We start from the raw sequence: 25,489 nt of genomic DNA, 5'->3' as shown, positions 1-25,489 counted from the left end.
GCCGCCCTTCGCAGCAAGCTCTTCGATCAGTAATCTGTCCTCGGTCATCGGGAACTCCTCTTCGTCACGGTTGAAGTGTGCAAACTCCACCATAACGATGAACCCGGTGGCCACCAGCGACGCCGCATTCCGGGGTGGGGCATGCCCCACCCCGGAATACACCATCGCCTACACCGGAAATTACACCACGAGCGCGGACGCTAACCGAAATTTCTGAAATGGTTGTAACTCTCGGAGAAAATGGCGTTTTCATGGATGATGGTATCATCCCTGACATCAGTGTCGGCAAAGCATGGGGCGCACGCTGGACCGATCAATGCTTGGAACGTACTTTTGGCGAGCGCCAAAAGTACGTTCATAATTACCCTGATTACTTTCCTCAATCTGTCTCTAATCCTCAGCATCCATGGTGCTATCCAGATGAGGCGCTGGCTTATTTCAGGAACTGGTTTCAAACGGAATATGTGCGGGGTGGCAAGTTCCAAAATTATTTGGAGAGCCAAGCACGTCAGAGCAAGATAACTACCGAAACTGCTAAACTTGCGATTGAATCTTATCGACCTATTCTAATCGGATAGAACACCTGAGGAGAACGTGCGTGCCCGTAATCATGCACTTTTCTACGTTTCTAAAGTTCTTAACTCTCGATACGGGAGACAAGATACGTCAACTTGAAAATTACGGCAAGCCGGGAGGATTTGATTTTTACAGGGCGTCAAGGGATGGAGTTTTGAACTACTCGGCGCACGGAAAATCACAAAAAAGTGTTATCTCGGAAATAGAGAAGTCGGCAGCCCAAAATACAGTATCACACAACATCGAAATTTTCGAGAATGTCGTAACGTGGCTGAGCAAACAGTCCGGCGATAGAATTGCGCCATCCCGAGGTGTCTGGCCATCTCCTTCCAAGGTTTTTTCAGTGCATATCGAACCCGAGATCGGTCTGGAGAAAAATGGAAAGCGGAAAATTCTAGCAGTTTACCCTCGCCGGGACCCGAGGTTAAATCGTGATAAAGCAGGTGCGGGGCTTCTACTTCTAAAGAAAGCTTACAAAGGGGCAGGAAACGAAGATTTCGGAATTTTGGACGCCTACGGTCAAAAGGCGTTCTGGAGCCCCACGAATGTTTCATCCACGCTGCTAGATATAGAAATCAATCTAATCGAGAGTGAGCTGAAGAGGATCATGGGATAGTGAGCTGGTACTGTAAGCTCAATTCAACGTAACCCCGCTCGGCACCGCTTTCACCCCCGCCGCGGCGAACAGCACGCCGCCGCGCACTGCTTCGGGGGAGCCTTCGAGCAGCGGCAGTTTCACCAGCTCGCGCGTCGTTTCGCTGTCGTCGTCGACGACCAGCCGCAGCGAGGCGATGCCGATGTCGCTGCGTTCGATCACCACGTCGCGGATCGTCGCCAGCGGCCACGACAGGCTGTTGCCGCGATAGAGGCGCAGGCCGTCGTGAAAGATCCAGGCGTCGCGCTGGCGCCACAGGCGGAAACAGGTCGACAGGCCGATCGCCGCGGCGATCATCGCCGTCGTCGCCACCGCATCGCCGAAGATCAGGCTGCGCAGCATCGCGCCCATGCCGTCGCCGCGCACCGGCTCCGCCTGCCCCAGCGCCAGCGCCGCCAATATCAGCGCACAGACGATCGCCCCCGCCAGCAGCGGTTTGGGCTTCAGCCGCGCGATCACGACGATCCTTCGGTCCCCATTGCTCATCACCCGCACAAATAGGGACAGCCGCGCCCCGACGCCAGCCCCGCCGGCGCAGTCCCCGTGCTCCCCGGCGAAAGCCGGGGCCCAGAGCGGCCCGCACCACCGCTAGCGCTCCGCCGCCACGGACCACGGCTTTCGCCGGGGCACACAGGCGGCCAGTCCCGCCCGATCCTCCCTGTGGCGAAGCCCGATCCTCCCTGTGGCGAAGCCATGGGGAGGTGGCAGCCCGCAAGGGCTGACGGAGGGGCCGCTGCGCGGCACGCCGTCCGCGCGCGCCCCATCGCTTCGCCACAGGGCGGGTCGCGGAAACACCGCTTGCACCCCGCCGCGTGCAACCGTATTACATAAACAACACAGCAAGGAGCCCTGCCCGATGTCCCTCGCCCTCTTCCTCGCCGCCGCGCTGGCGCCCGCGCCGCAGGCCCAACCCGCGTCGCCGCCCGCCGCCGCTGCGCAGCCCGCGCCGATGCCGACCGCCGCCGCGCTCGACGCGGCGATCGCGGCGAACGATGCGCGGCTGTTTTGGGCGGTGTTCGAAGGCTGCGATCCCGCCGCGTTGCCCGATCTGCTCACCCCCGATTACCGGATGCTCCACGACAAGGGCGGGCTGGCGATCGCCGACCGCGCCGATTTCGTCGCGTCGATGGAGAAAAATTGCGCCGCGCGCGCGCCCGGCGGCGCGCAGGCGGGCTATCGCAACCGCCGCCTGCTCGTCCCCGGATCGCGCATCATCCGCGCGCTCGGCGACTGGGGCGCACTCGAAGAGGCGGCGCATGTCTTTTTCGAATGGAATGCCAAGGACGCGCGCTGGGACATGGTCGGCGGCGCACGCTATATGCACGTCTGGCAATGGATACCCGCCGAAGGCCGCTTCCGCCTGTCGGAAAGCCTGAGCTACGATCACGGCGCCGCCGCCCCCTATCCCCCGCCGCCCGCCGACCAGACCCGCGCCGACTAGGGCCCGCGCCGCTTCCCCGCATTTTCCGCTTTCCTACAATTCACCCATATGGTTCATTCTGGCAGTTTTACCTTTTCGGAAAGGATCACTGCCATGTCATTCGAAACCGTCGCCGAACCCGCCGCCCCCGCCAGCTATCATTGGACCCCCGCGCTCCAGCGCGCCTTTCTTGACCATCTGGCCGTCACCGGATCGGTTCAGATCGCCGCCAGCCGGGTGTCGATGTCGCCCGGTGCCGCCTATCAGCTTCGCCACCGCGCGCGCGGCGTCGCCTTCCGCCTCGGCTGGGCGGCGGCGCTGCTCGTCGCGCGGGCGCGGCTTGCCGACGAGCTGCTCGACCGCGCGATCTGGGGAATCGAGGAATGCTATGAGCGCGGCCCGGCCGAGCGCGAGGGCTATCATTTCCACAAGCGCCGCCGCCACGACCCGCGCCTTGGCCTTGCGATGCTTGCGCGGCTCGACCGGGCGGTCGATGTCCGCGCCAAGGCGGGCGAAGACATGCTGGCACAGATTATCGCGGGCGATTGGGACGCCTTCCTCGCGCTGTTCGACGCGGCGGAGGCCGATGGCGCGGCGGACGGCCAGAATGCGGCGTTCGCGCTCTGGCTCGCGGGGCGCGACAACCGCGCCAATCCGCTCGCGGAGCTGTGGCGCGACAGCCCGATCGCGTGTGAAGTTGCACGCATTTCCGCCGATTGTGCCGAGGGCGATGCGCCTGCGGCCGCCCCCGATCCGACCCCCGAGGAAGAGGCGGCGGCGATGGACGTGTGGCCCGACGGCGAAAGTGGCGAGCTGCGCACCAATTTCCCGCCGCCCGACGATTTTATGGGCATCGAGGAGGGTCAGTTCGGCGATGCCGACTATGAACGCACCCTCGACGATGACGAAGAGGCCGCCTTCGCGGCGATCGTCGCGGTCGAAACCGCGCCGCTGCGCGCGGCGGGGGAGGCGGCGCGGCGCGCCTTTTTCGGGCTGGGGGCAGACGGAAGCCCCGATCCCGTGCCCGCTGCGGCGAATGACGCGGCGCGCGATGCGGCATCGGCGCCGCGCACCGCCAGCCGGTCCGCCCCGCCCGCGGGGTGAGCGGTGCGCAGGCGCGCCGCCGCCATGCTATGCTGCGCGCCTGAAAGGAGAAAGCCCATGCAACCCGTGACCGAAGGCGACCGCCGCAAGGAACTCGGCACCCTCCTCCGCCAGATCGCCGCGCATCCCGAACGCGACTGGAGCGCGGCGCGGCGGCGGATCGCGACGCTCAACAAGCTGATCGCGCGGCGGCCCACGCCCGCCTGATCGCTCCGTCGCGCGCGCCGGTCGCTCCGCCGCCCATGCGGCAACGAACGCCCGGCGCGCCGGTTTCTCGTCGGCAAGGCCGCCCGTCCCCCCTTCCCCCCTCCGGGCGGCCTTGATCGGACAATAAGGAGAAACCCGATGCGCAAGACCCTGATGACGCTCGCCGCCGGTGCCGCGATCGTCGCCGTTCCCGCCGTCGCGCAGGTCGGCCTTGGCGGCTCGGCCAACCTCAACGCGGGCGCCGCACTCGATCCCGCCGCCACCGTCGGCAGTGTGACCGACCGCGTCGGCCAGACGGTCGACAGCGTCGATGGCGCCGCGAACGATGCCGTCGATTCGGCGAAGCTGACGCTCGCAACGCGCGAACAGGTGCGCGCCGGTGCGCAGGTTACCGACGCCAAGGGCGCGAGCATCGGCACGGTGCAGGGCATCGACGGCGACAATGCGATCGTCGTCGACGGCGGCAAGCTCTACAACGTCCCGCTTTCGGCGCTCTACAGCCAGGCCGACAGCGTGACCGGCCCGCTGGTGACGAAGCTGCCCAAGGCCGATCTGTCGGTCCGCGCCGCGGGTGCCGCCGAAGCGCGCTGACACGCTTTCGGCCTTTCGGGGCCGCAATCGACGATCGCCGTCCCGTGGGTCGCGGGATGGTGACCGGAACGGAGCCGGGCGATGTGCCCCGGCTCCGTTTTTGACTCAGCGCAATGCACGGCGGCGCGGTTGGGGTAGGATCGGCGGATTATCGAAGCAGGAGGAAGGCCCCATGTCGCATACCCCCCACGAACTGGCCGACGCATTTCCGGGCGATGCCGCGGCGATCCACCGGCTCAAGGAAGGCGACGCGCATTTCGCGGCGCTGGCGGAGCGCTACCATGTCGTCAACCGCGCCATCCACCGCGCCGAGAGCGAGGTCGAGCCGGTGTCCGACGAACATGCCGAGGAACTGAAGCGGCAGCGGTTGGCGCTGCTCGACGAGATCGCTGCGATCATCGCGGCGGAGCGGACGGCATGAGCGGCGGCGGCGACGGCTTCGCCGCGGTGCGCACCGGATTGATCCTGCGGCTCGCCGACCTCAGGGCGCGCGGGGCGCGGGTCGCCGCCGACCTCACCGCGCCGATCAGCGCCGACGCCGAAGATGCGGCGATCGAACGCGAGGATGACGATGCGCTGGCGGGCGAAGATGCGCTGCTGGCGCGCGAAGTCGCCGCGGTGACGGCGGCGATCGCCCGCATCGACGAAGGGAGCTATGGCATCTGCACCAGCTGCGGCAAGGATATCGCCGCCGAACGGCTCGCCGCCAAGCCCGAGGCGGCGCTCTGCATCGAATGCGCGCGCAAGCTATCGGCCTGATGCGCACATGAAATGGCCCGCCCGGAGGCAGTTGGGCGGGCCAGTTTCAGTGCCGGGCGCCCGATTGCGTCCCGGCCATCTGTTATCTGCGTGCCGGTCAATCCGCCTCTTCGAACAGATCGACCGCATTGGCGGCGGTCGCCGACAGGCGCACTGTATCGCCCTCGACCGCGGCGACGAGGCCGGCGGGCAGATAATGGTGCCGGGCACCCTCGCCATCTTCGGCCTGGGGGCTGTCGGCCTTGGTCAGCTTGATGCGTTCGCCATCGACATGATCGACGGTACCGACATGGACGCCGTCGGCGCCGATGACGGCCATATGTTCCTTGATCGCGCTATGATCGTGTTCGGCCATGGTTCTTCTCCTTGCCGCGCCGCCGCCAGCTGATCCGGCGGCCGCGACAAGGATGATACGCATGGGGCGCCGAGTCGGGTCCATCGGCTTGGACGAAGCGCTCCGAAACCGCGCCGGCTTTCCAAGCGGCGACACGCGGGCTAGCCTGGCCGCCATGCGCTTCCCCCTTCTCCTCGCTGTTTTCGCCTGCCTCGCCGCGCCGCTCCCGGCCGCGGCCTGCTCGCCCGCGCCGGGTTATGCCGTGCCGACCAACATGGAACTGACCGCCGAAGCCGAGCTGATCCTCCTCGCCACCGTCACCGGCGGCACCCCGATGGACGAAGCCGACGCCCCCGACACGATGCGCGTCGACATACGGCCGATCGCGGCGCTCAAGGGCAATCTTGCCGACGCGCCGAAAACGCTTCCGATCGCGCTCGCCACCGGCCGCTTCGCCGCGCTCAGCAATCCCTACGAGCTCCAGCACGCCCATCCGCTCGCCTATATCGGCGGCTGCGTCCGTTACATGGTGCCGCTCGGCTCGAGCCTGCTTTTCTTCCTTGACCGCCACGATGGAGAATGGGGGCCGGCGGGCGGCCCCTTCTCGCGCTGGGCCGAAGATGTGCCGGGCGACGACGCGCCGTGGCTTACCGCGGTGCGCTTTTACCTCGAGGTGATGGCGCTGCCCGAAGCCGAGCGCGCGGCGGCGCTGACCGATCGCCGCGATACGCTGCGCGCGCGCCGCGACGACCCCGTCGCGCAATTGCTGGCCGACGATCTCGACGCGCAGCTTGCAGGCCCGAACAAGCCGCTGCGCGAGGCCTTACCCCCTGCGCCCGACGGCGACTAGCACCACGGGCGCCGATACCCTTCCCACGGCCGCGCCAGCCCCGCATCGATGAGCACGCTGCCGACGCTCACCCCGTCGCGGGTGGCGATGCGCAGCTTGCGCCCGTAACGATCGCTGTCGCGTTCGTTTTCTTCGAGCCGGAAGGCCCCGGAATTGAGCCAATCGCGCAGCCGCTCGGTCGCCTGGGTCCCCAAACGCGCCTCCTGCGCACAGCGCGGCGGATGCGTCTCCGGCGTGTCGATGTCGGCAAGGCGGTATTTCTGGCCCTCGAACCAGAAGGTGTCGCCATCGACGACGCAATTGCGCCCGCCTCCGGTATGACAAAATCCGAAATGCGCCGAATGCGGTTCCGGCGCGGCAGTGGGCCATGACAGCTCGGCGTGGGCCGGCGCGGACGCCTGCATCTGCAAAGCCGCCAAAGTTCCCGCAAAGGCTCCGGCTGCCGCCACCAGAACCCATATCCCCCCAGATCGGCGGGCGCGGATACGGCGACGACGCGAAGCGGAACGGATATCTGTCGGGTGCGGCATGCCGGCGAATTTGCCAGCGCAGGCTTACCAAAGTCCTGACGAGTCCGGTCCGAACCGCCAGCGACGACCGGCAGACACCACCACTGCGGCGCCATATTGATCAGGATCAATGCCGCCGCGCCGCCGCTAATCCATGTCAGGGCTTCCGAACCACCAAGGAGCCCCAGACATGACCGATCCCTTGACCCAAACCCCCGTTCTTCTTTTCGCGCTGATGATGGTGAGCTTCATCGTCGTCGTCGGCGGCCTCGCGACGGCGGATCTGGTGCGCAAACGGCGCGATTGACAGGCTCGCGGGCTGGTGCAGCCTGAAGCGGAACGGTAGGCTGCGCCATCAATCCCGATCCGAGAGGAACCTCACGATGTCACCGTCCCGCCCGCTCGCGCTTGCCTTCGCTGTTGCCGGCCTTGCCCTTCTGTCGCCGGTGCAAGCCGCCGACATGGGTAAGGCATCGCCCGACCCGATGGCATCTTTTCACGGCGGTACGGTCATTCCGGCGTTCGGCAAGGTCGCAAGTGTCACCGACGCCGATATGCGCATTCCCGCCGGAACCGAATTTCACATCGCATTCGACGTTGCCGCGGCGAAAGAGTCGACACTCAATCGCACGCTGGAATCGGCTGCTCGTTTTCTCAACATGCAGGTCGAAGCCGGCGTGCCGGCCGAACGCATCCATCTCGCAATTGTCGTGCATGGCCCAGCAACCTTCGATGTGGCGGGCGCCGAAGCCTATGAGCGAAAATATCCCGGCGCGGAAAATCCCAACGCCGCGCTGGTCGATGCCCTGATAAAGGCCGGTGTCCGCATTATCGTGTGCGGCCAGAGCGCGGCGGGACAGGGCGTCAAAAAGACCGATCTGCTCCCGGGCGTCGAACTGGCGCTATCGGCGATGACTGCGCACGCGCTGCTTCAGCAGCAAGGCTATACGCTCAATCCCTTTTAGCATCGCCGATCATCAGGGGGCGCCGCGCGGTTCGTCGTCTTCCACCCCGCCCGGTCCCAATTCATCATCCTCGTCATCGTCGCTGCGCTCGCCGCGATAGGCGTCCATGTCGATGCGGCCCGATCGTTCCATCTGCCGCATATGATCGACCAGATCCTGCGCGTCGTCGCCCTCGTCGCGTGCCGGCGCTTTCCGACTGTCTTCGAGCGGACGCGCCTGACGCGCCGCCGCAGCTATGGTTTGCGCCTGTGCGGGTTCGTCATCCTGTTCGCGGTTGACCATTTCGGGGGCGTCTCCGTCGGGGGAAGCGGGCATCGAACCATCTCCTTGATTGCGCCTATCGGCCCCAAGAGCCTGTGCGGCGGGAATGGATGGAAAACGCGCGTGCGGCGGCTACAGTTCCTCAGGCGGCGGTCGCCAGCACCTTGTTTTCGATGACCCGAATGAAGGCTTCGGGATCCTGTGCGCCAGGGATCAGCATGCGGCCGCCCAGGATGAAGGCCGGAACGCCGGTGACATTATTGTCGGCCCAATAGGCCTCTTCCATCCGCACCATCTCGGCATAGTCGTCGCCGTCCAGAATCGCGGCGGCGCGGGCCGCGTCCAGTCCGACCGAGGCCGCGATATCGATCAGAACGGCGGGATCGCTAATGTCGCGATTGTCGGTGAAATGGGCGCGGAACAGTGCGAGTTTCAGCGCGGTCTGAACGCCGGTCGCTGCCGCCTGATCGGGCTCTTCCAACGCCCCGGCCCAGGTGAGCAAACGATGCGCATCGAAGCTGTTGCGCATGCGAAAACCCGGCCCCCGGTTGAATGCAAAGCCGAGGTCGGCCGCAATGGCCGCCAGCCGCCCGCTATTGGCCCGGCTCTGTTCTTGGGTAATCCCGTATTTCCGGATGACGTGTTCGGCCGCATCTTCGCCCTCAGGGGGCATGTGCGGATTGAGTTCGAAGGGGTGCCATTGGACACGGAAGGCCAACCGTCCCTCAAAATGCGCCATGACCTTCTGAAACTTCAGCCAGCCGATAATGCACCAAGGGCACATCACGTCGGACACGATATCGAGGCTGAGGCGCGGCAATTCTGTTTGGGTCACGGTCATTCTCCTGAACCGTGCCACCAGCCTGCCCGATCGGTCAGCCCCCGGTACGGCGTTCCTTGCCCGACCGCCGGTCGCCCTGACGGCGCTCGGGGCCTTTGTAGTCGGGATCGTCCGCGACGCGCCGATCGCTCTGGCGCCGGTCCGAACTGTCCCGCTTGTCGTCATCGGATGTCATGTGCGGCCCCTTTCACACAGGAAACAGAAGCGCGACCCGATGTTAATTTACGCATAAACCGGCCTGCAACACAACAGGACCGAATTTCTCGTTATCGCTCAGCTCATTATGACGAAATCTCGACTCCTGAAGCCGAAGCCGAAGCGCGCGACAGCATATAATAGGCCGTGATCATCAGGCCGACCGACAAGGCTTCGATAATCATCGCCTGCACGATGCCGCTGTTGACCAGGTCACCGCTCGCGACCCCGATCAGGCGGCCGACCAGCGCGGTGCCGTAGAGCGCGGCAGGAACCAGCAGCGCGCGCGACCAGCCGCGCAGCAGTCCGCCGATCGCCGCGCCACCGGCGGCCACAAGGAAAAAGGCCGACATGTCGGCACGCACCGTGTTCGCGGCAACGCCGTCGGCGATGATTCCGAAGGTTTCGGTAAAGCTGGCAGGGTTCAGCACGCCGCGAATGCCGACGATGAAGAAGAGCAGCGCCCAGAGCAGAACCGCGCCGCGCAACACCCAATTGATCATGATCGTCTCTCCCCTTGCTTTGCGCCGAAGCTGCGGCATCGGGACAGAAAGTGCAATCTATTCCGTCGGCTCGGCCGCGAAGCTTTCCTCTATCCAGCCGCCGCCGAGTACGCGCGTGGGGTCGGCAGCATCATAGAGCACCGCCGCCTGGCCGGGCGCAACGCCATATTCGGGCGCGGCGAAGAGCAGTCGGTCGCCGTCCATCTGCGCCGGCACGGGCTTCGCCATGCTACGCACCTTAGCCAGAACCGGGCGACGATCGACCTCGGCAAGCCAGTTCGCTTCGCCGATCCGCGCACCCGCGACGGCCAGCGCGCGGCGCGGCCCCACGATGACGCGCTTCGCCGCTGCATCGAGGCGTATGACATAGAGCGGCTCGGCCTGCCCGCCGATGTCGATGCCGCGGCGCTGACCGACCGTATAATGGATAAGTCCCTTGTGTGCGCCCAGCACCGTGCCGTCGACATGCACGATCTCACCGCGATCTTCCGCCTCCGGACGCAGCTTGCGCACCAGCGTCGCATAGTCGCCGTCGGGGACGAAACAAATGTCCTGGCTGTCGGGTTTGCCCGCAACGCCAAGGCCGAGATCGCGGGCGATTTCGCGCACCACGCTCTTTTCGAGCCCGCCGAGCGGGAAACGAAGAAAGTCGAGTTGCTCCTGCGTGGTCGCAAAGAGGAAATAGCTCTGATCGCGGGCCGGATCGACCGCCCGGTGCAGCTCGGCACCGGCCGGCCCCATCATGCGGCGCACATAATGGCCGGTCGCGAGGCAATCGGCGCCCAGATCGCGCGCGAGCTGGAAAAGATCGGTGAATTTCACACCCATGTTGCAGCGGACGCACGGGATCGGCGTCCGGCCCGCGAGATATTCGTCGGCGAACTGGTCGATCACCGTATCGCGAAAGCGGCTTTCATGGTCGTGGACATAATGCGCGAAGCCGAGCCGGTCGGCGACCGCGCGCGCATCGCGAATATCCTGCCCCGCGCAGCAAGCGCCGACGCGCTTGGCCTTGGCACCATGGTCGTAGAGTTGCAGCGTCACGCCGATCACCTCAGCGCCCGACCGCGCAGCGAGCGCGGCGACGACGCTCGAGTCGACTCCGCCCGACATTGCGACCACGATTCGCCGATCCTTTAACGGACCGGCGAGCTGGAAGTCGGCCTGGGCCAGGCCCGCGGGTGAAATTACGGTTGCCATGATGCCCGCCATCTAGGGATCGGCCATGCAAAATGCCAGCTTTTCCGCGGCAGCTGTCAAGATATTGACGGGGGTTAAGCTTCGCTAACAAGCGATGAAATGGGCATTTACTGGACCTTAGGCCACACGCGCTAGAGAGGCAGCATGAACTTGCTTCCCTCCGACCTTCCGCATCCAGCCGATGCGACGAGCCTGTCGAAGCCCGGCTTCGACATATTGCTCGCCGTGTCGCGGGCGCGGCAGGCGGCGCTTCCGACGGTTCGCTTGCTGCGTGAGCGCGAGACCGACGAATCGCATGCCGCAGCGGTCGGCGCGGTGCGCGAAATGCTGGGCGGCGGGGTGCAGGCACTGGACGACGGAATGCTTCGTCCCGCGCGCTTCTTCGACTTGTCCGACGAAGCGAACGGGCTGCCCGAAACTGTGAACAGCGCGTTTACCAGAGGGTTTCAGCCGATGTTGAACCCCTCTTCTATAAAAGCACGGACGTCGGCTTTGCCGATCCCCCACGACGAAGATTTTATGGAATGAGCATGATCGAGAATCAGAAAATCCGGCCCGCCCAGGTCATCGGCCCCCTCGGGGAACCGCTGACGCTGGACAGTCTGCCGCCTGCGAACACCACGCGCTGGGTCGTTCGCCGCAAGGCGGAAGTGGTCGCAGCCGTCAATGGCGGCCTGTTGACCGTGGACGAAGCGTGTGAGCGCTATTCGCTGACGCTCGAGGAGTTTGCCGGCTGGCAGCGATCGATCGACCGCAGCGGCATGCCGGGCCTGCGCGTTACGCGTATCCAGCACTACCGCGATCTGTACGAGCGCCAGCAGCGCTTCTGATCGCATCGCGCGCGATACACGATGAAGGGGGCGCCTGCGGGCGCCCCCTTTTTTGCGTCGGAGCGGGACAGGAGCGGCGTGAAAACAAAAAATAGCATTGCGAAAGCATAGGCTTGCAAATTTTGTTGCAACCGATGCCAGCGGCGCGGCGTTGCCCCCCCTGTAACAAGGGAGAACTGTTATAATGCGCAAGATTGCTCTTACCCTCACTGCCGCTTCGGCCCTCGCGCTCGGCGCTTGCCAGAGCCCCGCCGCCGACAGTGTCGAGGATCAGGCCGAATCGCGGGCCGACGCCATCGATGCTCAGGCCGACACCATGCCCGATGGCGCCGCCAAGGAAGCCATGGAGAACAAGGCCGACCGCGTCGAAGAAATGGGCGAGGAAAAGGCCAACGCCATGGACGACAATGGCGAGGTTGCCCCGTCGGAAACCGGCGTCGGCGACACGCAGAAGAAGTAAGACTGTCCCCGACCTGCGCCCCCCGCGGGTCACGGACAGCCTAGAAAGGGCGCCAGCGCATGCCGCTGGCGCCCTTTCGCTTGTTCGTGATCTAAAAAATTCGCCCCTGTGACGTCGGTCACGGTGACGTCATGGCAGCGCCGTTAGAGCGATGTGCGTGGGACACGGGGGCTCCGACACCCGCGTTCTTCACCTTCCCGCCGCCGGTCGCGACCCCCGGCGGCGGGGAGGACCACCGGTCTATCCGGCACCGAGTTGCTTCAGCACATCCTGAACCCCGCGTGCGCCCGCGTCGCTGCGCAGCGCCTCCAGCGCCGCCGCGACGTCGATCACATATTCCGCAACGCCGCGCGATTCCTCCTTGCGTGTGCCGCCCATCGCCTTGATCAGTCCCAGTGCGGCGTGATTTTCGGACAGGATGTTCACGTCAAGCGTCGTCAGCCCTTCGGCGAGACAATCGACGAGCAGCGCCGCGGTCATCATCCGGGCGAGGCCCTGGCCGTGAAAGGCGTCGAGGATCGCGATCGAATATTCGCCGACGCGCATCTCGTCCCCGCCGGCGCCTGCCTTGTGCCGGACGGCATGAACCGCACCGATCGCCGGTTCGCCCTCGCATTCGGTGCAAATCGCGCCCCAGGCGATATGGTCGTGGCCATCGACATCGACCAGCCGCTCGATCACAGCATCGGGCATGGCCGGCGCGGGCGAAAAGAAGCGCAGATAGCGCGATTCGGCTGAGAGTTTCTGAATTCCGGCGCGGAGCAGGCCGGCGTCGTCGGGCCGGATCGTCCGCAGGCATACCGCGGTTCCGTCGTTGAGCACGCTGTGCACGACGATGTCGTCGATCGGCCTTGCGGGAGCGTGCACCCTTCGTCCTTTCCCGGCTGTCGTCGGTGTTCGGCAAGCTATCGCCGCCCGGGCCGAAAGACAATCACCCCTGCCGGAGGGTGCAGCCCCTTATTTTTGCGTGAAAAGTTGAAAGTAGCCCGCCGCGTGCTTTGATATTCGGAACGGCCAACAAACGAAATGGCCGGGTCGTGCAGATAATGGATTTCAAAAGCCCCGATTTCGCCGGGGGCGCCGCCTTTCCCGAAACGCTCGGCGGGCGGCTGGTGCGGTTGCGCAAGGCGCGGCAGCTGACGCAGCGGGATATTGCCCGCCAGCTTGGCGTTGCGGTGACGTCGGTCTGCTATTGGGAGCAGGACCGGTCGCGCCCCAAGCCGGCGCGGCTGCGCCGGCTCGCCGATGTGCTCGGCACCCCGCTTGCAGACCTGAACGGCCTCGGCGGTCCGCCTCAGTCGGCACATCTCGGCGAGCTGGTCGCGCAGGCGCGCCGCGAGATCGCTGAGGCCGCCGGCACGACACCGGCGAAGGTCAAGATCATCATCGAGATGTAGCGCGCGCCCTCAGGCGTCGTCGCCCATTCGCAGCGCCGCGATGAACGCCTCCTGCGGGATGTTGACGTTGCCATATTCGCGCATCCGCTTCTTGCCCTCCTTCTGCTTTTCGAGGAGCTTCTTCTTGCGGGTCGCGTCGCCGCCATAGCATTTGGCGGTGACGTCCTTGCGCAGCGCCGCGATGGTTTCGCGCGCGATCACCTTGCCGCCGATCGCCGCCTGGATCGGGATCTTGAACATGTGGCGCGGGATCAGATCCTTGAGCCGCTCGCACATCCCGCGTCCGCGCGCCTCGGCGCTGCCGCGGTGGACGATCATCGACAGCGCATCGACCGGCTCGTTGTTGACGAGGATGCTCATCTTGACGAGATCGCCGGGGCGGTGACCGATCTGGTGATAGTCGAACGAGGCATAGCCGCGCGAAATGCTCTTCAGCCGGTCGTAGAAATCGAACACCACTTCGTTGAGCGGCAGTTCATAGGTGATCTGCGCGCGGCCGCCGACATAGGTCAGATTCTTCTGGATGCCGCGGCGGTCCTGACAGAGTTTGAGGATCGAGCCCAGATATTCGTCGGGGACATAGATAACCGCCTCGATCCACGGCTCCTCAATCTCCTCGATCCGGTTCGGATCGGGCATGTCGGCAGGATTGTGCAGCTCCATCTCGGTCGGGCCGCCTTCCTTCGACCGGGTGAGCTTGAGCTTGTAGACCACCGACGGCGCGGTGGTGATGAGGTCGAGGTCATATTCGCGGGTCAGCCGCTCCTGAATGATCTCGAGGTGCAGAAGACCCAGAAAGCCGCAGCGGAAGCCGAAGCCCAACGCGGCGCTCGTCTCCATTTCGAAACTGAACGACGCATCGTTGAGCCGCAGCTTCTGGATGCTTTCGCGCAGTTTCTCGAAATCATTGGCATCGGTCGGGAAGAGGCCGCAGAAGACGACCGGCTGAACTTCCTTGAACCCCGGGAGCGGCGCCGCGGCGGGCCTTTTGGCGTCGGTGACCGTATCGCCGACACGCGCCTGCGCAACGTCCTTGATCTGTGCGGTGATGAAACCGATCTCGCCCGGACCGATCTCGACAAGGTCGGTCCGCTTCGGGGTGAAACAGCCGACGCGGTCGATCAGATGGGTCGTCCCCGCCTGCATGAACTTGATCTGCTGACCCTTTTTCAGCACCCCGTCGACGACGCGAACCAGGATCACGACGCCGAGATAGGGGTCGTACCAGCTGTCGACGAGCATCGCGACGAGCGGCGCCGCGGCGTCGCCCTTCGGCGGCGGAATCCTGGCGACGATGGCTTCGAGCGTTTCCTCGATGCCGATCCCCGACTTGGCGCTGGCCAGAACCGCATCGTCGGCAGGCAGGCCGATGATATCCTCGATCTCCGCCTTCACCTTGTCGGTGTCGGCGGCGGGCAGGTCGATCTTGTTGATGACCGGCACGATTTCATGGTCATGCTCGATCGACTGATAGACGTTGGCGAGCGTCTGCGCCTCGACCCCCTGCGCCGCGTCGACGACGAGCAGCGCGCCCTCGCACGCGGCCAGGCTGCGCGAGACTTCATAGGCGAAGTCGACGTGGCCGGGCGTGTCCATCAGATTGAGCTGATAGGTTTCGCCGTCGTGCGCCTTGTACGTCAGGCGAACGGTCTGCGCCTTGATCGTGATCCCGCGCTCTTTCTCGATGTCCATATTGTCGAGAACCTGCGCCGACATTTCGCGCTCGGTCAGCCCGCCTGTGAACTGGATCAGCCGGTCGGCGAGCGTCGACTTGCCATGGTCGATATGCGCGATGATCGAGAAATTACGGATATGCGAGAGAGGAGTCGTCATCGCGCGCCGTTAGCAGGGGAATTGCGCGCTGTCAGCACCGCCGCGCAGCCGCGCACGGCAACCGGCGCGAAAGGCGCAGAAAAGCGTACAACTTCACGCGCGATTGCGGCAGTTACGGCGTCCCGAAGGCGCCGCAGGACCGGGCGATGCCTGCGGCGCGGTGCGGTTCGAAAAATGGCGGAAAACTGCGCAACTTCACACGCGATTGCATTGTGCCGGCTGTGGCGAAGCGGACGCGCTGCGGCAGCGCGCCGGGCGCAAAGTGGCCGCCGCCGCAAGGGTCGCGCAGGAAAGGATGGCACGGAAGGCATGCGGCGAGGCTGGCATGCCGGAACAATGTAGGAAAGCGATTTCGGGCCGCCGGGAGCGGCGGTTCAGCCCGTCGTGCCGCGGTTCAGGCGATGCAAGGTGCTCAGCGCGGCTTCGAGCGCGAAGTCGATTTCTTCGTCGGCATCTTCGTTGGCGGCGACATCGGGCACCGGGACTGCGGCGGTTGCCGTCCTGGTTTCGCGGCGCCGGGCGAGCCCTGCCTCGAAGCGCGCGACCATCGCGCCGAGCGATTTGTCGGCGGGATCGGGCATCGCCGGTCCGGCAACCTTTGCGGGTTGAAGCCAGGGTTCGTCACCGGGCGTTTCAACCTCGACCGGCGCGAGATCGGCGAGGATCAGTTCATCCTCTTCGTCCGGCGCAGCGTCGGCTGCGGGCGGCGTATAGGGTGCCACGGCCGCTTCGACGATCTCGACAGCGTCCGCATCCTCGACGACATCGGCACCGGCAAGCGCCTCGGGTTCATATTCGGGAAGATAGTCCGCCGCGACCTCGGGCGCCGCATCGACCGGTCCCAGCCCCTGTTCGGGCAGGTCGCGCCCGGCGCGCAGCGGCGCACGCGGCAGATCGTCGGGGTGGAGGTCCGCGCGACGGCGCACCGGAATATCATCGTCGACAGCCTCCTGGCGGCGGCGCAGACGGCGCCCGAGCGCGGCAAGGCCCGACGCCTCGGGCTCGGCGATCAGAAGCGCGACAAAGGCCGCAATCAGCGCAGCGACGAACGCCATGCCGAGCGCCAGCGCGAGGCGGGCGCCATTGCCGACCGGCGGCACGAACAGGTCCGACAGACGGTCGAGATAGAGGTTCCAGCCAATGCCGAACACCCACGCCATCGGCATGACCGCGGCGAAGAGGAAGGTCAGCGCCGCGGCGCCGATCACCGCCGGCATCGCCGGGCGGAGCGCGCGCATCCAGGCGGCGGCGCGGGCCTTGCGATGCGAAACCTTGTCGGAGCCGTCGGCGCTGTCGTCCATATCGTCCAAATCCGTCGCTCCCGCAGAGGAGCCTGTCCTATAGCATCAAGCCGCGAGCGATGCAGCGCCGCGGCGCAGCAGTCTCTGGTAAACGGGCTCGTAACGCAAAATGTTTGACGACCAGTTACGATCGGCCTCGACGAACGCCCGCGCGGTCCGGCGGCGTTCGTCCCAAATGTCGCGATCGCGCAGCAGTTCGGCAAGGGCCGCGGCGATTGCCGGTGGATCGTCGGGCGCGAACAGCGTACCCGTGACGCCGTCGGCGATCAGTTCACGGTGGCCGCCGACATCGGACGCAGCGACGAGCTTGCCCTGCGCCATCGCTTCGAGCGGCTTCAGCGGCGTGACGAGATCGGTAAGCCGCATTTTCTTGCGCGGATAGGCGAGGATGTCGATCAGCGAATAATAGCGCTCGACCGCCTGATGCGGCACCCGGCCGACGAACAGAATGCGGTCGGCGACGGGCGACGCCGCCGCCTGGGCCTTGAGCGCCGCCTCCATCGGCCCGCCGCCGACGAGCAGCAGCCGCGCGCCGGGTTCGGCAGCGACGAGCGCGGGCATCGCGGCGACCAGATCGTCGATCCCCTCATAATCATAAAAGCTGCCGATGAAGCCGATCACCGCTTCGCCCGGCATGAGGCCGAGGTCGGCGGCGAGCGCATCGTCGCGCGGTGGCGGGTCGCCGAACAGGTCGAGGTCGACGCCATTGGGTGAGACGACGATCTTCGCGGGATCGACGCCGCGCGCGATCAGGTCGCCGCGCAGCCCTTCGCAGATCACCGCGACGGCATCGGCGGCGCGGACGGCATGGCTTTCGAGCTGACGGGTCAGGAAATAGCGCGCGCTGCCCTCGCGCCCCGTGCCGTTGCCGACCGCCGCATCTTCCCAGAAGGCGCGGATTTCGTATATCACCGGAATGCCGAGCCGTTTGCCGACGCGCAGCGCCGCGAGCCCGTCGAGAACAGGCGAGTGGGCGTGGAGCAGATCGGGGCGCCATTCGTCGACCAGCGCCGCGACACGGTCCGCCAGCGCGCCGATTTCGCGCCATTCGCGCCACGGCGAGCGCGCGGGCGCGATCGGCGGCGTGCGATAGAAGGTCAGCCCGTCGACGGTTTCGACGGGCGGTCCGGGGTCGGGATGGCGGACCCCCGTCACCCCGGCAACCGCCCATCCCTTCGCCGCCTGCGCCTTCATCAGCGCCCGGGTGCGAAAGGTGTAGCCGCTGTGCGCCGGCAGGCTATGGTCAAGGACGTGCAGGATCCGGGTCATCGGCCAAGCCTTTGCCATACAAGCCTTAACGCCGCGTCAACCCCGATCGGGTAAAGCCGCCGAAACGGGCCTGCGGGCCGCAGGGGAAGCCAGGTGCGCCGCCGATGATCGACAATTTTGCGATTGCCCTGACGCATGTGCTGATGGCGATCGCCCTCTGGCGCCTGCTGCACCGCGACGACCTCGACCGCGAAGTCGGCCCGCGCATGCTGTGGCAGCAACAGCGCGATGCCGAACGCATGGCGGCGATGGCGGCCGAGGCCGCGGAGGATCGCCGATCCGATGCGTGACCTTGCCTTCGTCGCCTTTCTGTTCGCCTTCATCGGGGTCGGCTTTCGCAAGCCGTTCCTGTTCGTGCTGTGCTTTTGCTACATCGACATCGTCGCGCCGCAGCGGCTCAGCTATTTCCTGATCAATTCGATTCCGATCTCGCTGATCGTCTTCATCCTCGCGATCATCGGGTGGCTCGCCTTCGACGACAAGCGCGACACGCGCTGGTCGGGGCGGCAGACGTTGATGCTAATCCTGCTCTTTTATTGCTGGATGACGACGATGGGCGCCGACTTTCCGGTCGAGGCGCTCGATAAATGGGGATGGGTGTGGAAGGCGCTCGTCTGGGCGATCTTCCTGCCGCTGACGCTGCGCACGAAGCTGCGCATCGAATCGCTGCTGCTCTTCATGCTGCTGTCGGCCGCGACGATCGCGATCGCCGGCGGGATCAAGACCGCCGCGGGCGGCGGCGGCTATGGCGAATTGCAACTGCTGCTGTCCGAAAATTACGGCCTGTATGAAGGCAGCACCATGTCGACGGTCGCGGTGTCGATCATCCCCGCGATCCTGTGGTTCCGCCGCCACGGCACCGTCTTTCCGCCCGACTGGCGCGTTTCGCTCTTCTGCTTCGCGCTCTGCTTCGCCTGCATGTTGCTGCCGGTGGGGACGCAGGCGCGCACCGGGCTGATCTGCCTGGGCGTGCTGGCGCTGCTGTCGCTGCGCGCGGTCAAGCACCGGCTGCTGTATATCATGGGGGCGGTGCTGCTCGTCGCCGCGGCGATCCCCTTCCTGCCGCAAAGCTATACGCAGCGCATGGAAACGCTGCAGGATTATCGCACCGACCAGTCGGCATCTACGCGCGTCGCGGTGTGGGCGTGGACGTGGGACTATGCGAAGGACCATCCGTTCGGCGGCGGGTTCGAGGCCTATATGCAGAACCGTCTGCGCGTCGAAACCACCGGGTCGAACGCCGATGCGGGTCGTCCCGGCGCGGGCGATCCGGTGATCCATGACGAACAGTCGCGCGCCTATCATTCGGCCTATTTCGAAATGTTGGGCGAACAGGGCTATCCCGGCACGCTGCTGTGGCTGCTGCTCCACATCACCGGCATCGTCCAGATGGAGCGGGTGCGCCGCCGTTACCTCAAGACACGCCGCGCCGAGGAGCAATGGATCGCACCGCTCGCGACCGCGCTCCAGCACGGCCATATCGTCTATATGGTCGGGTCGCTGTTCGTCGGTATCGCTTTCCAGCCCTTCATCTACATGATGCTGGCGCTCGAAATCGGGCTGTCGACCTATTGCCGCCGCCGCGAGCAGGAATCGGGACGCAACTGGATGCGGCCGCGCGCGCAGGGATTTGCCGCATGATCGCGGTGCAAAAGCCCCGCATGCTGCCGACGCTGACCGGGGTGCGCGGCTTTGCGGCGCTTGCGGTGCTTTTCTACCATATCCGCGGCGGCATGGCGGGCTATCTGCCCGGCCCGGTCATCGACGGTTTCGCGCACGGCTATCTTGCGGTCGATCTCTTCTTCGTCCTGTCGGGCTTCGTGCTGTGGTGGAATTACGGCCCGGCGTTCGTTGCCGAGGGGACGCGCGCCGCGCCGCGCTTTCTGGTCCGCCGCATCGCGCGCATCTTTCCGCTGCATCTCGCGATACTGGCGGCGATGGCGCTGTTCGCGCTCGCGCTGCTCGCCAGCGGGCGCGATCCGGGGCCGCATTACGGCTTTGCCGCGCTGCCCGCGCACGCGCTGCTGGTCCAGAATTGGGGCTTCACCGCCGATCTGCGCTGGAACGATCCGGCCTGGTCGATCTCAACCGAATGGGCGGCCTATCTGCTGCTCGCCGCGACGGGCGGCTGGGCGGCGCGATTGCCCGCCGGGCGGTGGAGCTTTCCGCTGTTCGCGCTGCTGCTCGCGGCGGCGCTCGGCGGCTGGTTCGCCGCGACGGGGCGCGCGGGGATCGGCGACGATATCGCGGCGACCGGCCTCGTCCGCTGCCTCGCCGAATTCTTCATCGGGGTCGCGCTCTGCCAGTGGTGGACGGCGCAGCGCGCGCGCGCCGACGGTGGCCGGGTCATATATGCGACCGCGGCGATCTTCGCGCTGTTCGCGGCGGTGATCCTGTTCGCCGACCTGCCCCAGCCTGCCGCGATCCCGCTGGCGATGGCGGCGGTCGTCATCGCCGCGCTCCAGGCGTCGCTCGCGCCGCGCCCGCTGCTGTCGGGGCGGCTCGCCCAGTGGCTCGGCGACATCAGCTATGCTGTCTATCTGTCGCACTTCTTCCTGTGGATCCTGTTCAAGCTGGTCCTTGTCGACGATCCGGCGATGGTCGCGCCGGCGAAGGTCGCCGCTTTCGTGGCGCTGACGCTCGCCGTCTCGCACCTGCTCCACCGCTGGCTGGAAGTCCCGGCGCGGCGGATCGTCCAGCGCGGCGGCGACGCTCTCTTGTCGCGGCTGGCGGCCGGGCGGCGAGCGCAAAGCCGCCAAGGCTGACGCCTGCCCGCTTCGCCCGCCCAAGGGAACCATCGCCCGGCCGGGACGCTTAACAAGGCATGCCGTCGCCGCGTGCCGCCCCCCGCCTGATCCATGTCGACGACAGCCTGCCCGGCATCCGCCGCGAACGGACGGCATCGGGCTGGCGCTATCGCGACGCCGCGGGCAAGGTGATCCGCGACCGCGCCGAAATCGAGCGCCTCAACGCGATCGCCCTGCCCCCCGCCTATGAGGATGCCTGGTTCTGCCCGGCCGCGAACGGCCATATCCTTGCGACCGGCTACGACGCGCGCGGGCGCAAGCAATATCGCTATCACCCCGATTTCCGCGCCGCGCGCGAAGCCGACAAATATGATCGCTGCGCCGCCTTCGGCCGCGCGCTGCCGCTGCTCCGTGCGCGGCTGGAAAGCGATTTGCGCCGCCGATCGCTGTGCGCGGACCGCGTCGTCGCGGCGGTCGTCCGCCTGCTCGACCTCGCCGCGCTGCGCGTCGGCAACGAACAATATGTCGCCGCGAACAGGAGCTTCGGCGCGACGACGCTGCGCCGGCGTCACGCGCGACTGGAGGGGCAGCGCCTCCGGCTCCGCTACCGTGCCAAGGGCGGCGCGCGGCGCGAGGTGACGATCAGCGACCGCAGCCTGGCGACCCTGGTGCGCCGGTTGCAGGACCTGCCCGGCCAGCATCTTTTCCAATATGAGGATGCGGACGGCCCATGCGCGGTGGGCTCCGACGAGGTCAACGCCTATATCCGCGAGGCGATGGGCGCCGATTTCAGCGCCAAGCATTTCCGCACCTGGTGGGCGAGCGTCGAGGCATTCGCCTGTCTGTACGACGCCACCGAACCGCCCTCGCTCAAGGCGATGCTGACGCGCGTCGCCGACCGGCTCGGCAACACGCCCGCGGTCGCACGGCGCGCCTATGTCCACCCCGCCATGATCGCCGCCGCGCAAGATCGCGGCGATTTCGCCACGGCCGCGGGGCGCCTGCCGCGCGCGACCAAATATCTTTCGCGTTACGAACGCGGATTTTTGACCTATCTGGAGCGCGCGCCCGATGCCGGCGCGCTGCTCCGTTCCGCCTGACCGACCGACCAGACCAAGAGGACCGACGTGACTTTGCCTTTCCTTGCCACCGCGACCGCCAACCCCGCCGCGCAGATCCGCGCCTGGTGGACCAGCAGCGTCGCATGGGTCGATACGCACTGGTTGCAGATCGGCATCGCGATCGGCGCAGGGCTCGTCATCTATTTCGCGCTGTCGCTGATCCGCGGCTTCGCGCTCAAGAAAGCGCAGTCGGCGCCGGGGCAATTCACGCTGACCGACATTGTCGGGCGGGTGATCCACAAGACCAAGTCGCTGGTGCTGGCGATCGTCGCGATCCGGCTGGTCGCGGCATCGGCCAATCCACCTGTCGTCGTCCTGCAGATCATCCAGTTCGTCTTCACCGTCGCGGTGGTGCTGCAAGTGGCGATCTGGGCGCGCGAAATCGTCCTCGGGCTGATCCAGCGCCGCGCCGCGGAGGGGCATAACGAGACGCTGGTCAACGCGATGGGCATCATCCGCCTGCTCATCAGCATCGCGCTGTTCGCGGTCGCGGCGATCGTCATCCTCGACAATATGGGGGTCAATGTCACCGGCCTGATCGCCGGCCTGGGCATTGGCGGCATCGCGATCGGCCTTGCCGCGCAGGGCATTTTTTCCGACCTGTTCGCGTCGCTGTCGATCATCTTCGACCGCCCGTTCCGCGTCGGCGAAGCGATCAAATATGACAATAGCGTCGCCACCGTCGAGCGCATCGGGCTCAAAAGCACGCATCTGCGGTCGGTCAACGGCGAGCTGCTGGTGATTTCCAACACCAATTTGCTGTCGAAGGAAATCACCAACTATGCCCATCTCGAACGCCGCCGCGTCCAGTTCGCGATCGGTGTCATCTATCAGACCACGCCCGCGATGCTGCGCGCGCTGCCCGACCTGCTGAAGGCGCAGGTCGAGGCCGAGGGGCATGAGTTCGTCCGGTCGAGTTTCATCGGCTTCGGCGCCTCGAGCCTCGACTTCGAGCTGGTCGCCGACATTCCGAGCGCCGACTATAACGAGGTCATTGCGGCCCGCACCGCGATCGGCATCCGCGTCTTCGAAGAGATGACCAACGCCGGCTACGACTTCGCCTATCCGACGCAGACGACCTTCACCGCGGCGCCCGACGGGACGATGATTCTCCCCTATGCCGAAAGCGTCACGATGAAGACGCCGAAGCCCGCCCAGTCCTGACGCTACGGCGCCGTAGCGCAAAGCCCTAGGCCCTTGTGCTACCCCGCCCCGCGGGCCTAGAACGCGCCCCTCGACAGACATAGAGGGGATAAAGGATGAGCGCGATGACGCCGCAGGAAATGAAGGAACTGGTCGGCAAGCCGCTCGGCACGTCCGAATGGGTGCTGGTCGATCAGGAGATGATCAACAAGTTCGCCGACGCGACCGGCGATCATCAGTTCATCCATATCGACGAAGAAAAGGCGAAGCTGACGCCCTTCGGCGGTACCATTGCGCACGGTTTCCTGACCCTCTCGCTTTTCCCCATGTTGATGGCCAAATCCGACTGCCCGCGCCCCGCGGGCGTCAAGATGGGCGTCAACTATGGCGGCAACAAAGTGCGCTTCCTTGCCCCCGTGCGCTCGGGCAAGCGCGTGCGCGGCCATTTCAAGCTGCTCGAGCTCGACGAAAAGCGTCCGGGCCAGTGGCAGCAGACGCTGGAATTCACGGTCGAGATCGAGGGCGAGGAAAAGCCCGCGCTGATGGCCGAATGGATCAGCCAGTTCTTCGTCTGACATATAAACCGGCATTCCGGCCGAACCTCCCCCGAAAAGACAACCGGAACCAAGCAGAAGGAAGTTTATCATGCGTGACGCCGTCATCGTTTCCACCGCCCGCACCCCGCTGACCAAGGCGGCGCGCGGATCGTTCAACAACACGACCTCGCCGACGCTGGGCGCCTATTCGGTCGCCGCCGCGGTCGAGCGCGCCGGGGTTGAAGGGGGCGAGATCGACGATGTCCTGTTCGGCGCCGCGATGCAGCAGGGATCGCAGACGATGAACGTCGCGCGCCTGATCGGCCTGCGCGCCGGCCTGCCCGTCACCGTTCCCGGCATGTCGATCGACCGCCAGTGCTCGTCGGGCCTGATGACGATCGCGACCGCCGCGAAGCAGATCATCGTCGACCGCCAGGACATCTGCGTCGCCGGCGGCGTCGAAAGCATCTCGAAGGTCAGCGGCAGCGGCAAGACCTTCTTCGAGGCCGACCAGGAACTGCTGGCGATGCACAAGGACATCTACATGCCGATGATCGGCACGGCAGAAGTCGTTGCAAAGCGTTACAACATCAGCCGTGAAGCGCAGGACGAATATTCGCTCCAGTCGCAGCAGCGCACCGCCGCGGCCCAGGCCGCCGGCAAGTTCGACGACGAAATCGTCCCCTGCAAGGCGACGATGGCGGTGGTGAACAAGGAAACGAAGGAAGTCACCTTCAAGGACGTCGTCGCCGACAAGGACGAGTGCAACCGTCCCGACACCACGCTCGAAGGGCTGCAGAGCCTGAAGCCGGTGATGGGCGAAGGCCACACGATCACGGCGGGCAACGCCAGCCAGCTTTCGGACGGATCGTCGGCCTGTGTCGTCATGGAGGCCAAGGTCGCTGAAAAGCGCGGGCTTCAGCCGCTGGGCCGCTATGTCGGCATGGCCGTTGCCGGCACCGAGCCCGACGAAATGGGCATCGGCCCCGTTTTCGCCATCCCGAAGCTGCTCGAACGCTTCGAGCTCAAGATGGACGACATCGGCCTTTGGGAACTCAACGAAGCCTTTGCCGTGCAGGTGCTCTATTGCCGCGACAAGCTCGGCATTCCGAACGACCTGCTCAACGTCAACGGCGGCTCGATCTCGATCGGCCACCCCTTCGGCATGACCGGCGCGCGCTGCGTCGGCCACGCGCTGCTCGAAGGCAAGCGCCGCGGCGTCAAATATGCCGTCGTCACCATGTGCATCGGTGGCGGCCAGGGCGCAGCAGGCCTGTTCGAGGTCTTCTGATTTGCGTCTGAATGCTCCGCGCATCGAGCCGGTCGATTTGGGCCGGCTCGATGCCGACCAGCGCGCAGCGCTTGAACCCTTTCTTGCCTCCGATGGCGGCAAGGTGGGCGGCGGCAGGATTCTCAACATCTTCCGCACGCTGGCGCAGGCGCCCAAGGCGCTGACCGCTTTCCTCGGCTGGGGCAATTATATCCTGTCGAAGCGCAATGCGCTTGCCCCGCGGGATCGCGAGCTCGTTATCCTGCGCACCGGCTATAATTGCCTGTCGGGCTATGAATGGACGCAGCACAGGCGCATCGGGCTCGACTGCGGCCTGACCGAAGACGAGATCGAGCGGATCAAAGCAGGACCCGACGCGGCGGGCTGGAGCGACATCGACCGCGCGATGCTGCGTGCGACCGACGAGCTGACCGCGGACCATTTCGTTACCGACGCGACCTGGGCGGCGCTGGCGCCGCTCGGCGACAAGGGGCGCATGGATCTGGTGATGACCGTCGGTCAGTACACGCAGGTTTCGATGATGCTCAACAGCTTCGGCATCCAGGTCGAGGCGGGTTGGGACGTCGATCCCGACCTGCGCGCCTGATCATT

General features: G+C 65.8%; 34 protein-coding genes. 22 read left to right on the top strand and 12 right to left on the bottom strand.

Annotated features, from left to right (window positions below):
• Window positions 1–251 precede the first annotated feature (251 nt).
• Complete coding sequence (locus tag STE01S_RS20500) at window positions 252–578, top strand: hypothetical protein (RefSeq protein ID WP_162928314.1); 327 nt, start codon at window positions 252–254, stop codon at window positions 576–578.
• Between the two features lie 20 nt (window positions 579–598).
• Window positions 599–1,192 carry a hypothetical protein gene (locus STE01S_RS20495; RefSeq protein WP_162928313.1) on the top strand — a complete coding sequence of 198 codons (594 nt, stop codon included), beginning with the start codon at window positions 599–601 and terminating at the stop codon, window positions 1,190–1,192.
• A gap of 18 nt (window positions 1,193–1,210) precedes the next feature.
• Here STE01S_RS20495 and STE01S_RS17110 read toward each other — a convergent pair whose 3' ends face one another.
• Window positions 1,211–1,717 (bottom strand): hypothetical protein, encoded by a 507-nt coding sequence (locus tag STE01S_RS17110; RefSeq protein ID WP_255266007.1) that lies wholly within the window; start codon window positions 1,715–1,717, stop codon window positions 1,211–1,213.
• 370 nt (window positions 1,718–2,087) lie between these two features.
• On the opposite strand from STE01S_RS17110, the gene STE01S_RS17105 reads away from it, so the two are divergent.
• The 6 genes from STE01S_RS17105 (at window position 2,088) to STE01S_RS17085 (ending at window position 5,312) form a co-directional block, all read left to right on the top strand.
• Window positions 2,088–2,672 (top strand): DUF4440 domain-containing protein, encoded by a 585-nt coding sequence (locus STE01S_RS17105; protein WP_062769953.1) that lies wholly within the window; start codon window positions 2,088–2,090, stop codon window positions 2,670–2,672.
• A 93-nt stretch (window positions 2,673–2,765) separates the two neighbouring features.
• Window positions 2,766–3,755: a hypothetical protein gene (locus tag STE01S_RS17100; RefSeq protein ID WP_062769950.1), complete on the top strand. Its 990-nt coding sequence runs from the start codon at window positions 2,766–2,768 to the stop codon at window positions 3,753–3,755.
• Between the two features lie 57 nt (window positions 3,756–3,812).
• On the top strand, window positions 3,813–3,962 hold the full coding sequence (locus STE01S_RS20490) for a hypothetical protein (protein WP_162928312.1): 150 nt from the start codon (window positions 3,813–3,815) through the stop codon (window positions 3,960–3,962).
• A gap of 138 nt (window positions 3,963–4,100) precedes the next feature.
• Window positions 4,101–4,553 (top strand): hypothetical protein, encoded by a 453-nt coding sequence (locus STE01S_RS17095; protein WP_062769947.1) that lies wholly within the window; start codon window positions 4,101–4,103, stop codon window positions 4,551–4,553.
• Window positions 4,554–4,725: 172 nt separating this feature from the next.
• Window positions 4,726–4,974 (top strand): YdcH family protein, encoded by a 249-nt coding sequence (locus STE01S_RS17090; RefSeq protein ID WP_003038757.1) that lies wholly within the window; start codon window positions 4,726–4,728, stop codon window positions 4,972–4,974.
• Window positions 4,971–5,312, top strand: a complete 342-nt coding sequence (locus STE01S_RS17085; protein WP_003038760.1) for a TraR/DksA family transcriptional regulator — start codon at window positions 4,971–4,973, stop codon at window positions 5,310–5,312. Before STE01S_RS17090 ends, STE01S_RS17085 begins: the two co-directional genes overlap by 4 nt.
• A gap of 97 nt (window positions 5,313–5,409) precedes the next feature.
• On the opposite strand, the gene STE01S_RS17080 is transcribed toward STE01S_RS17085, so the two are convergent.
• Complete coding sequence (locus tag STE01S_RS17080) at window positions 5,410–5,667, bottom strand: DUF2171 domain-containing protein (RefSeq protein ID WP_062769944.1); 258 nt, start codon at window positions 5,665–5,667, stop codon at window positions 5,410–5,412.
• A 154-nt stretch (window positions 5,668–5,821) separates the two neighbouring features.
• On the opposite strand from STE01S_RS17080, the gene STE01S_RS17075 reads away from it, so the two are divergent.
• A complete protein-coding gene (locus tag STE01S_RS17075; protein ID WP_062769941.1) occupies window positions 5,822–6,496 on the top strand; it encodes a hypothetical protein in 675 nt (224 codons plus the stop codon).
• Here STE01S_RS17075 and STE01S_RS17070 read toward each other — a convergent pair.
• On the bottom strand, window positions 6,493–6,900 hold the full coding sequence (locus STE01S_RS17070) for a thermonuclease family protein (RefSeq protein ID WP_062769939.1): 408 nt from the start codon (window positions 6,898–6,900) through the stop codon (window positions 6,493–6,495). The two genes, STE01S_RS17075 and STE01S_RS17070, sit on opposite strands and share 4 nt — an antisense overlap.
• 488 nt (window positions 6,901–7,388) lie before the next feature.
• On the opposite strand from STE01S_RS17070, the gene STE01S_RS17065 reads away from it, so the two are divergent.
• The gene (locus STE01S_RS17065; RefSeq protein WP_062769936.1) at window positions 7,389–7,970 is read left to right on the top strand and encodes a DsrE family protein; all 582 of its coding nucleotides are present in this window, start codon (window positions 7,389–7,391) and stop codon (window positions 7,968–7,970) included.
• A 12-nt stretch (window positions 7,971–7,982) separates the two neighbouring features.
• Here the strand turns inward: STE01S_RS17065 and STE01S_RS17060 are convergent, their stop codons facing one another.
• From STE01S_RS17060 to mnmA, 5 genes are all read right to left on the bottom strand, one after another.
• Complete coding sequence (locus STE01S_RS17060) at window positions 7,983–8,285, bottom strand: hypothetical protein (protein WP_082813398.1); 303 nt, start codon at window positions 8,283–8,285, stop codon at window positions 7,983–7,985.
• Between the two features lie 88 nt (window positions 8,286–8,373).
• Window positions 8,374–9,072 carry a DsbA family oxidoreductase gene (locus tag STE01S_RS17055; protein WP_062769930.1) on the bottom strand — a complete coding sequence of 233 codons (699 nt, stop codon included), beginning with the start codon at window positions 9,070–9,072 and terminating at the stop codon, window positions 8,374–8,376.
• A gap of 34 nt (window positions 9,073–9,106) precedes the next feature.
• Complete coding sequence (locus STE01S_RS20485; RefSeq protein WP_162928311.1) at window positions 9,107–9,247, bottom strand: hypothetical protein; 141 nt, start codon at window positions 9,245–9,247, stop codon at window positions 9,107–9,109.
• A gap of 106 nt (window positions 9,248–9,353) precedes the next feature.
• A complete protein-coding gene (locus STE01S_RS17050) occupies window positions 9,354–9,770 on the bottom strand; it encodes a hypothetical protein (protein ID WP_062769970.1) in 417 nt (138 codons plus the stop codon).
• A gap of 57 nt (window positions 9,771–9,827) precedes the next feature.
• On the bottom strand, window positions 9,828–10,970 hold the full coding sequence (mnmA, locus tag STE01S_RS17045; protein ID WP_062769967.1) for a tRNA 2-thiouridine(34) synthase MnmA: 1,143 nt from the start codon (window positions 10,968–10,970) through the stop codon (window positions 9,828–9,830).
• A gap of 144 nt (window positions 10,971–11,114) precedes the next feature.
• On the opposite strand from mnmA, the gene STE01S_RS17040 reads away from it, so the two are divergent.
• The 3 genes from STE01S_RS17040 (at window position 11,115) to STE01S_RS17030 (ending at window position 12,260) form a co-directional block, all read left to right on the top strand.
• Window positions 11,115–11,498: a hypothetical protein gene (locus STE01S_RS17040; protein WP_062769927.1), complete on the top strand. Its 384-nt coding sequence runs from the start codon at window positions 11,115–11,117 to the stop codon at window positions 11,496–11,498.
• Between the two features lie 2 nt (window positions 11,499–11,500).
• A complete protein-coding gene (gene sciP / locus STE01S_RS17035) occupies window positions 11,501–11,800 on the top strand; it encodes a CtrA inhibitor SciP (protein ID WP_003038785.1) in 300 nt (99 codons plus the stop codon).
• Between the two features lie 184 nt (window positions 11,801–11,984).
• On the top strand, window positions 11,985–12,260 hold the full coding sequence (locus tag STE01S_RS17030) for a hypothetical protein (RefSeq protein WP_003038787.1): 276 nt from the start codon (window positions 11,985–11,987) through the stop codon (window positions 12,258–12,260).
• A gap of 240 nt (window positions 12,261–12,500) precedes the next feature.
• Here the strand turns inward: STE01S_RS17030 and STE01S_RS17025 are convergent, their stop codons facing one another.
• The gene (locus tag STE01S_RS17025) at window positions 12,501–13,127 is read right to left on the bottom strand and encodes a GNAT family N-acetyltransferase (protein WP_003038790.1); all 627 of its coding nucleotides are present in this window, start codon (window positions 13,125–13,127) and stop codon (window positions 12,501–12,503) included.
• 179 nt (window positions 13,128–13,306) lie between these two features.
• On the opposite strand from STE01S_RS17025, the gene STE01S_RS17020 reads away from it, so the two are divergent.
• On the top strand, window positions 13,307–13,657 hold the full coding sequence (locus tag STE01S_RS17020) for a helix-turn-helix domain-containing protein (RefSeq protein WP_162928310.1): 351 nt from the start codon (window positions 13,307–13,309) through the stop codon (window positions 13,655–13,657).
• Between the two features lie 9 nt (window positions 13,658–13,666).
• On the opposite strand, the gene lepA is transcribed toward STE01S_RS17020, so the two are convergent.
• From lepA to STE01S_RS17000, 3 genes are all read right to left on the bottom strand, one after another.
• On the bottom strand, window positions 13,667–15,490 hold the full coding sequence (gene lepA, locus STE01S_RS17015) for a translation elongation factor 4 (protein ID WP_058812482.1): 1,824 nt from the start codon (window positions 15,488–15,490) through the stop codon (window positions 13,667–13,669).
• Between the two features lie 374 nt (window positions 15,491–15,864).
• Window positions 15,865–16,791 carry a hypothetical protein gene (locus tag STE01S_RS17005; RefSeq protein ID WP_062769918.1) on the bottom strand — a complete coding sequence of 309 codons (927 nt, stop codon included), beginning with the start codon at window positions 16,789–16,791 and terminating at the stop codon, window positions 15,865–15,867.
• Window positions 16,792–16,836: 45 nt separating this feature from the next.
• Window positions 16,837–18,060, bottom strand: coding sequence for a TIGR04063 family PEP-CTERM/XrtA system glycosyltransferase (locus tag STE01S_RS17000; RefSeq protein WP_062769964.1), 1,224 nt, complete (start codon window positions 18,058–18,060; stop codon window positions 16,837–16,839).
• Between the two features lie 104 nt (window positions 18,061–18,164).
• Here STE01S_RS17000 and STE01S_RS16995 point away from each other — a divergent pair, with 104 nt between their 5' ends.
• From STE01S_RS16995 to STE01S_RS16960, 8 genes are all read left to right on the top strand, one after another.
• Complete coding sequence (locus tag STE01S_RS16995) at window positions 18,165–18,350, top strand: hypothetical protein (protein WP_003038799.1); 186 nt, start codon at window positions 18,165–18,167, stop codon at window positions 18,348–18,350.
• A complete protein-coding gene (locus tag STE01S_RS16990) occupies window positions 18,343–19,701 on the top strand; it encodes a putative O-glycosylation ligase, exosortase A system-associated (RefSeq protein ID WP_062769915.1) in 1,359 nt (452 codons plus the stop codon). Before STE01S_RS16995 ends, STE01S_RS16990 begins: the two co-directional genes overlap by 8 nt.
• Window positions 19,698–20,825, top strand: coding sequence for an acyltransferase family protein (locus STE01S_RS16985; RefSeq protein WP_062769912.1), 1,128 nt, complete (start codon window positions 19,698–19,700; stop codon window positions 20,823–20,825). Before STE01S_RS16990 ends, STE01S_RS16985 begins: the two co-directional genes overlap by 4 nt.
• A gap of 59 nt (window positions 20,826–20,884) precedes the next feature.
• Entirely contained in the window at window positions 20,885–21,907 is a 1,023-nt protein-coding gene (locus STE01S_RS16980; RefSeq protein WP_062769909.1) for a DNA topoisomerase IB, read from the top strand.
• Window positions 21,908–21,940: 33 nt separating this feature from the next.
• A complete protein-coding gene (locus tag STE01S_RS16975) occupies window positions 21,941–23,092 on the top strand; it encodes a mechanosensitive ion channel family protein (protein WP_062769962.1) in 1,152 nt (383 codons plus the stop codon).
• A gap of 95 nt (window positions 23,093–23,187) precedes the next feature.
• Entirely contained in the window at window positions 23,188–23,646 is a 459-nt protein-coding gene (locus STE01S_RS16970) for a MaoC family dehydratase (RefSeq protein WP_082813397.1), read from the top strand.
• Between the two features lie 70 nt (window positions 23,647–23,716).
• Window positions 23,717–24,898: an acetyl-CoA C-acyltransferase gene (locus STE01S_RS16965; RefSeq protein WP_003038814.1), complete on the top strand. Its 1,182-nt coding sequence runs from the start codon at window positions 23,717–23,719 to the stop codon at window positions 24,896–24,898.
• 1 nt (window position 24,899) lies between these two features.
• Entirely contained in the window at window positions 24,900–25,484 is a 585-nt protein-coding gene (locus STE01S_RS16960; protein WP_062769906.1) for a carboxymuconolactone decarboxylase family protein, read from the top strand.
• Window positions 25,485–25,489 lie beyond the last annotated feature (5 nt).

This window comes from Sphingopyxis terrae subsp. terrae NBRC 15098, from assembly GCF_001598815.1.
In the GTDB taxonomy this organism is placed as follows: Bacteria; Pseudomonadota; Alphaproteobacteria; order Sphingomonadales; family Sphingomonadaceae; genus Sphingopyxis; species Sphingopyxis terrae.
The sequence above is the reverse complement of the archived record's forward strand: the minus strand, read 5'-3'. Positions and strand labels throughout refer to the sequence as shown.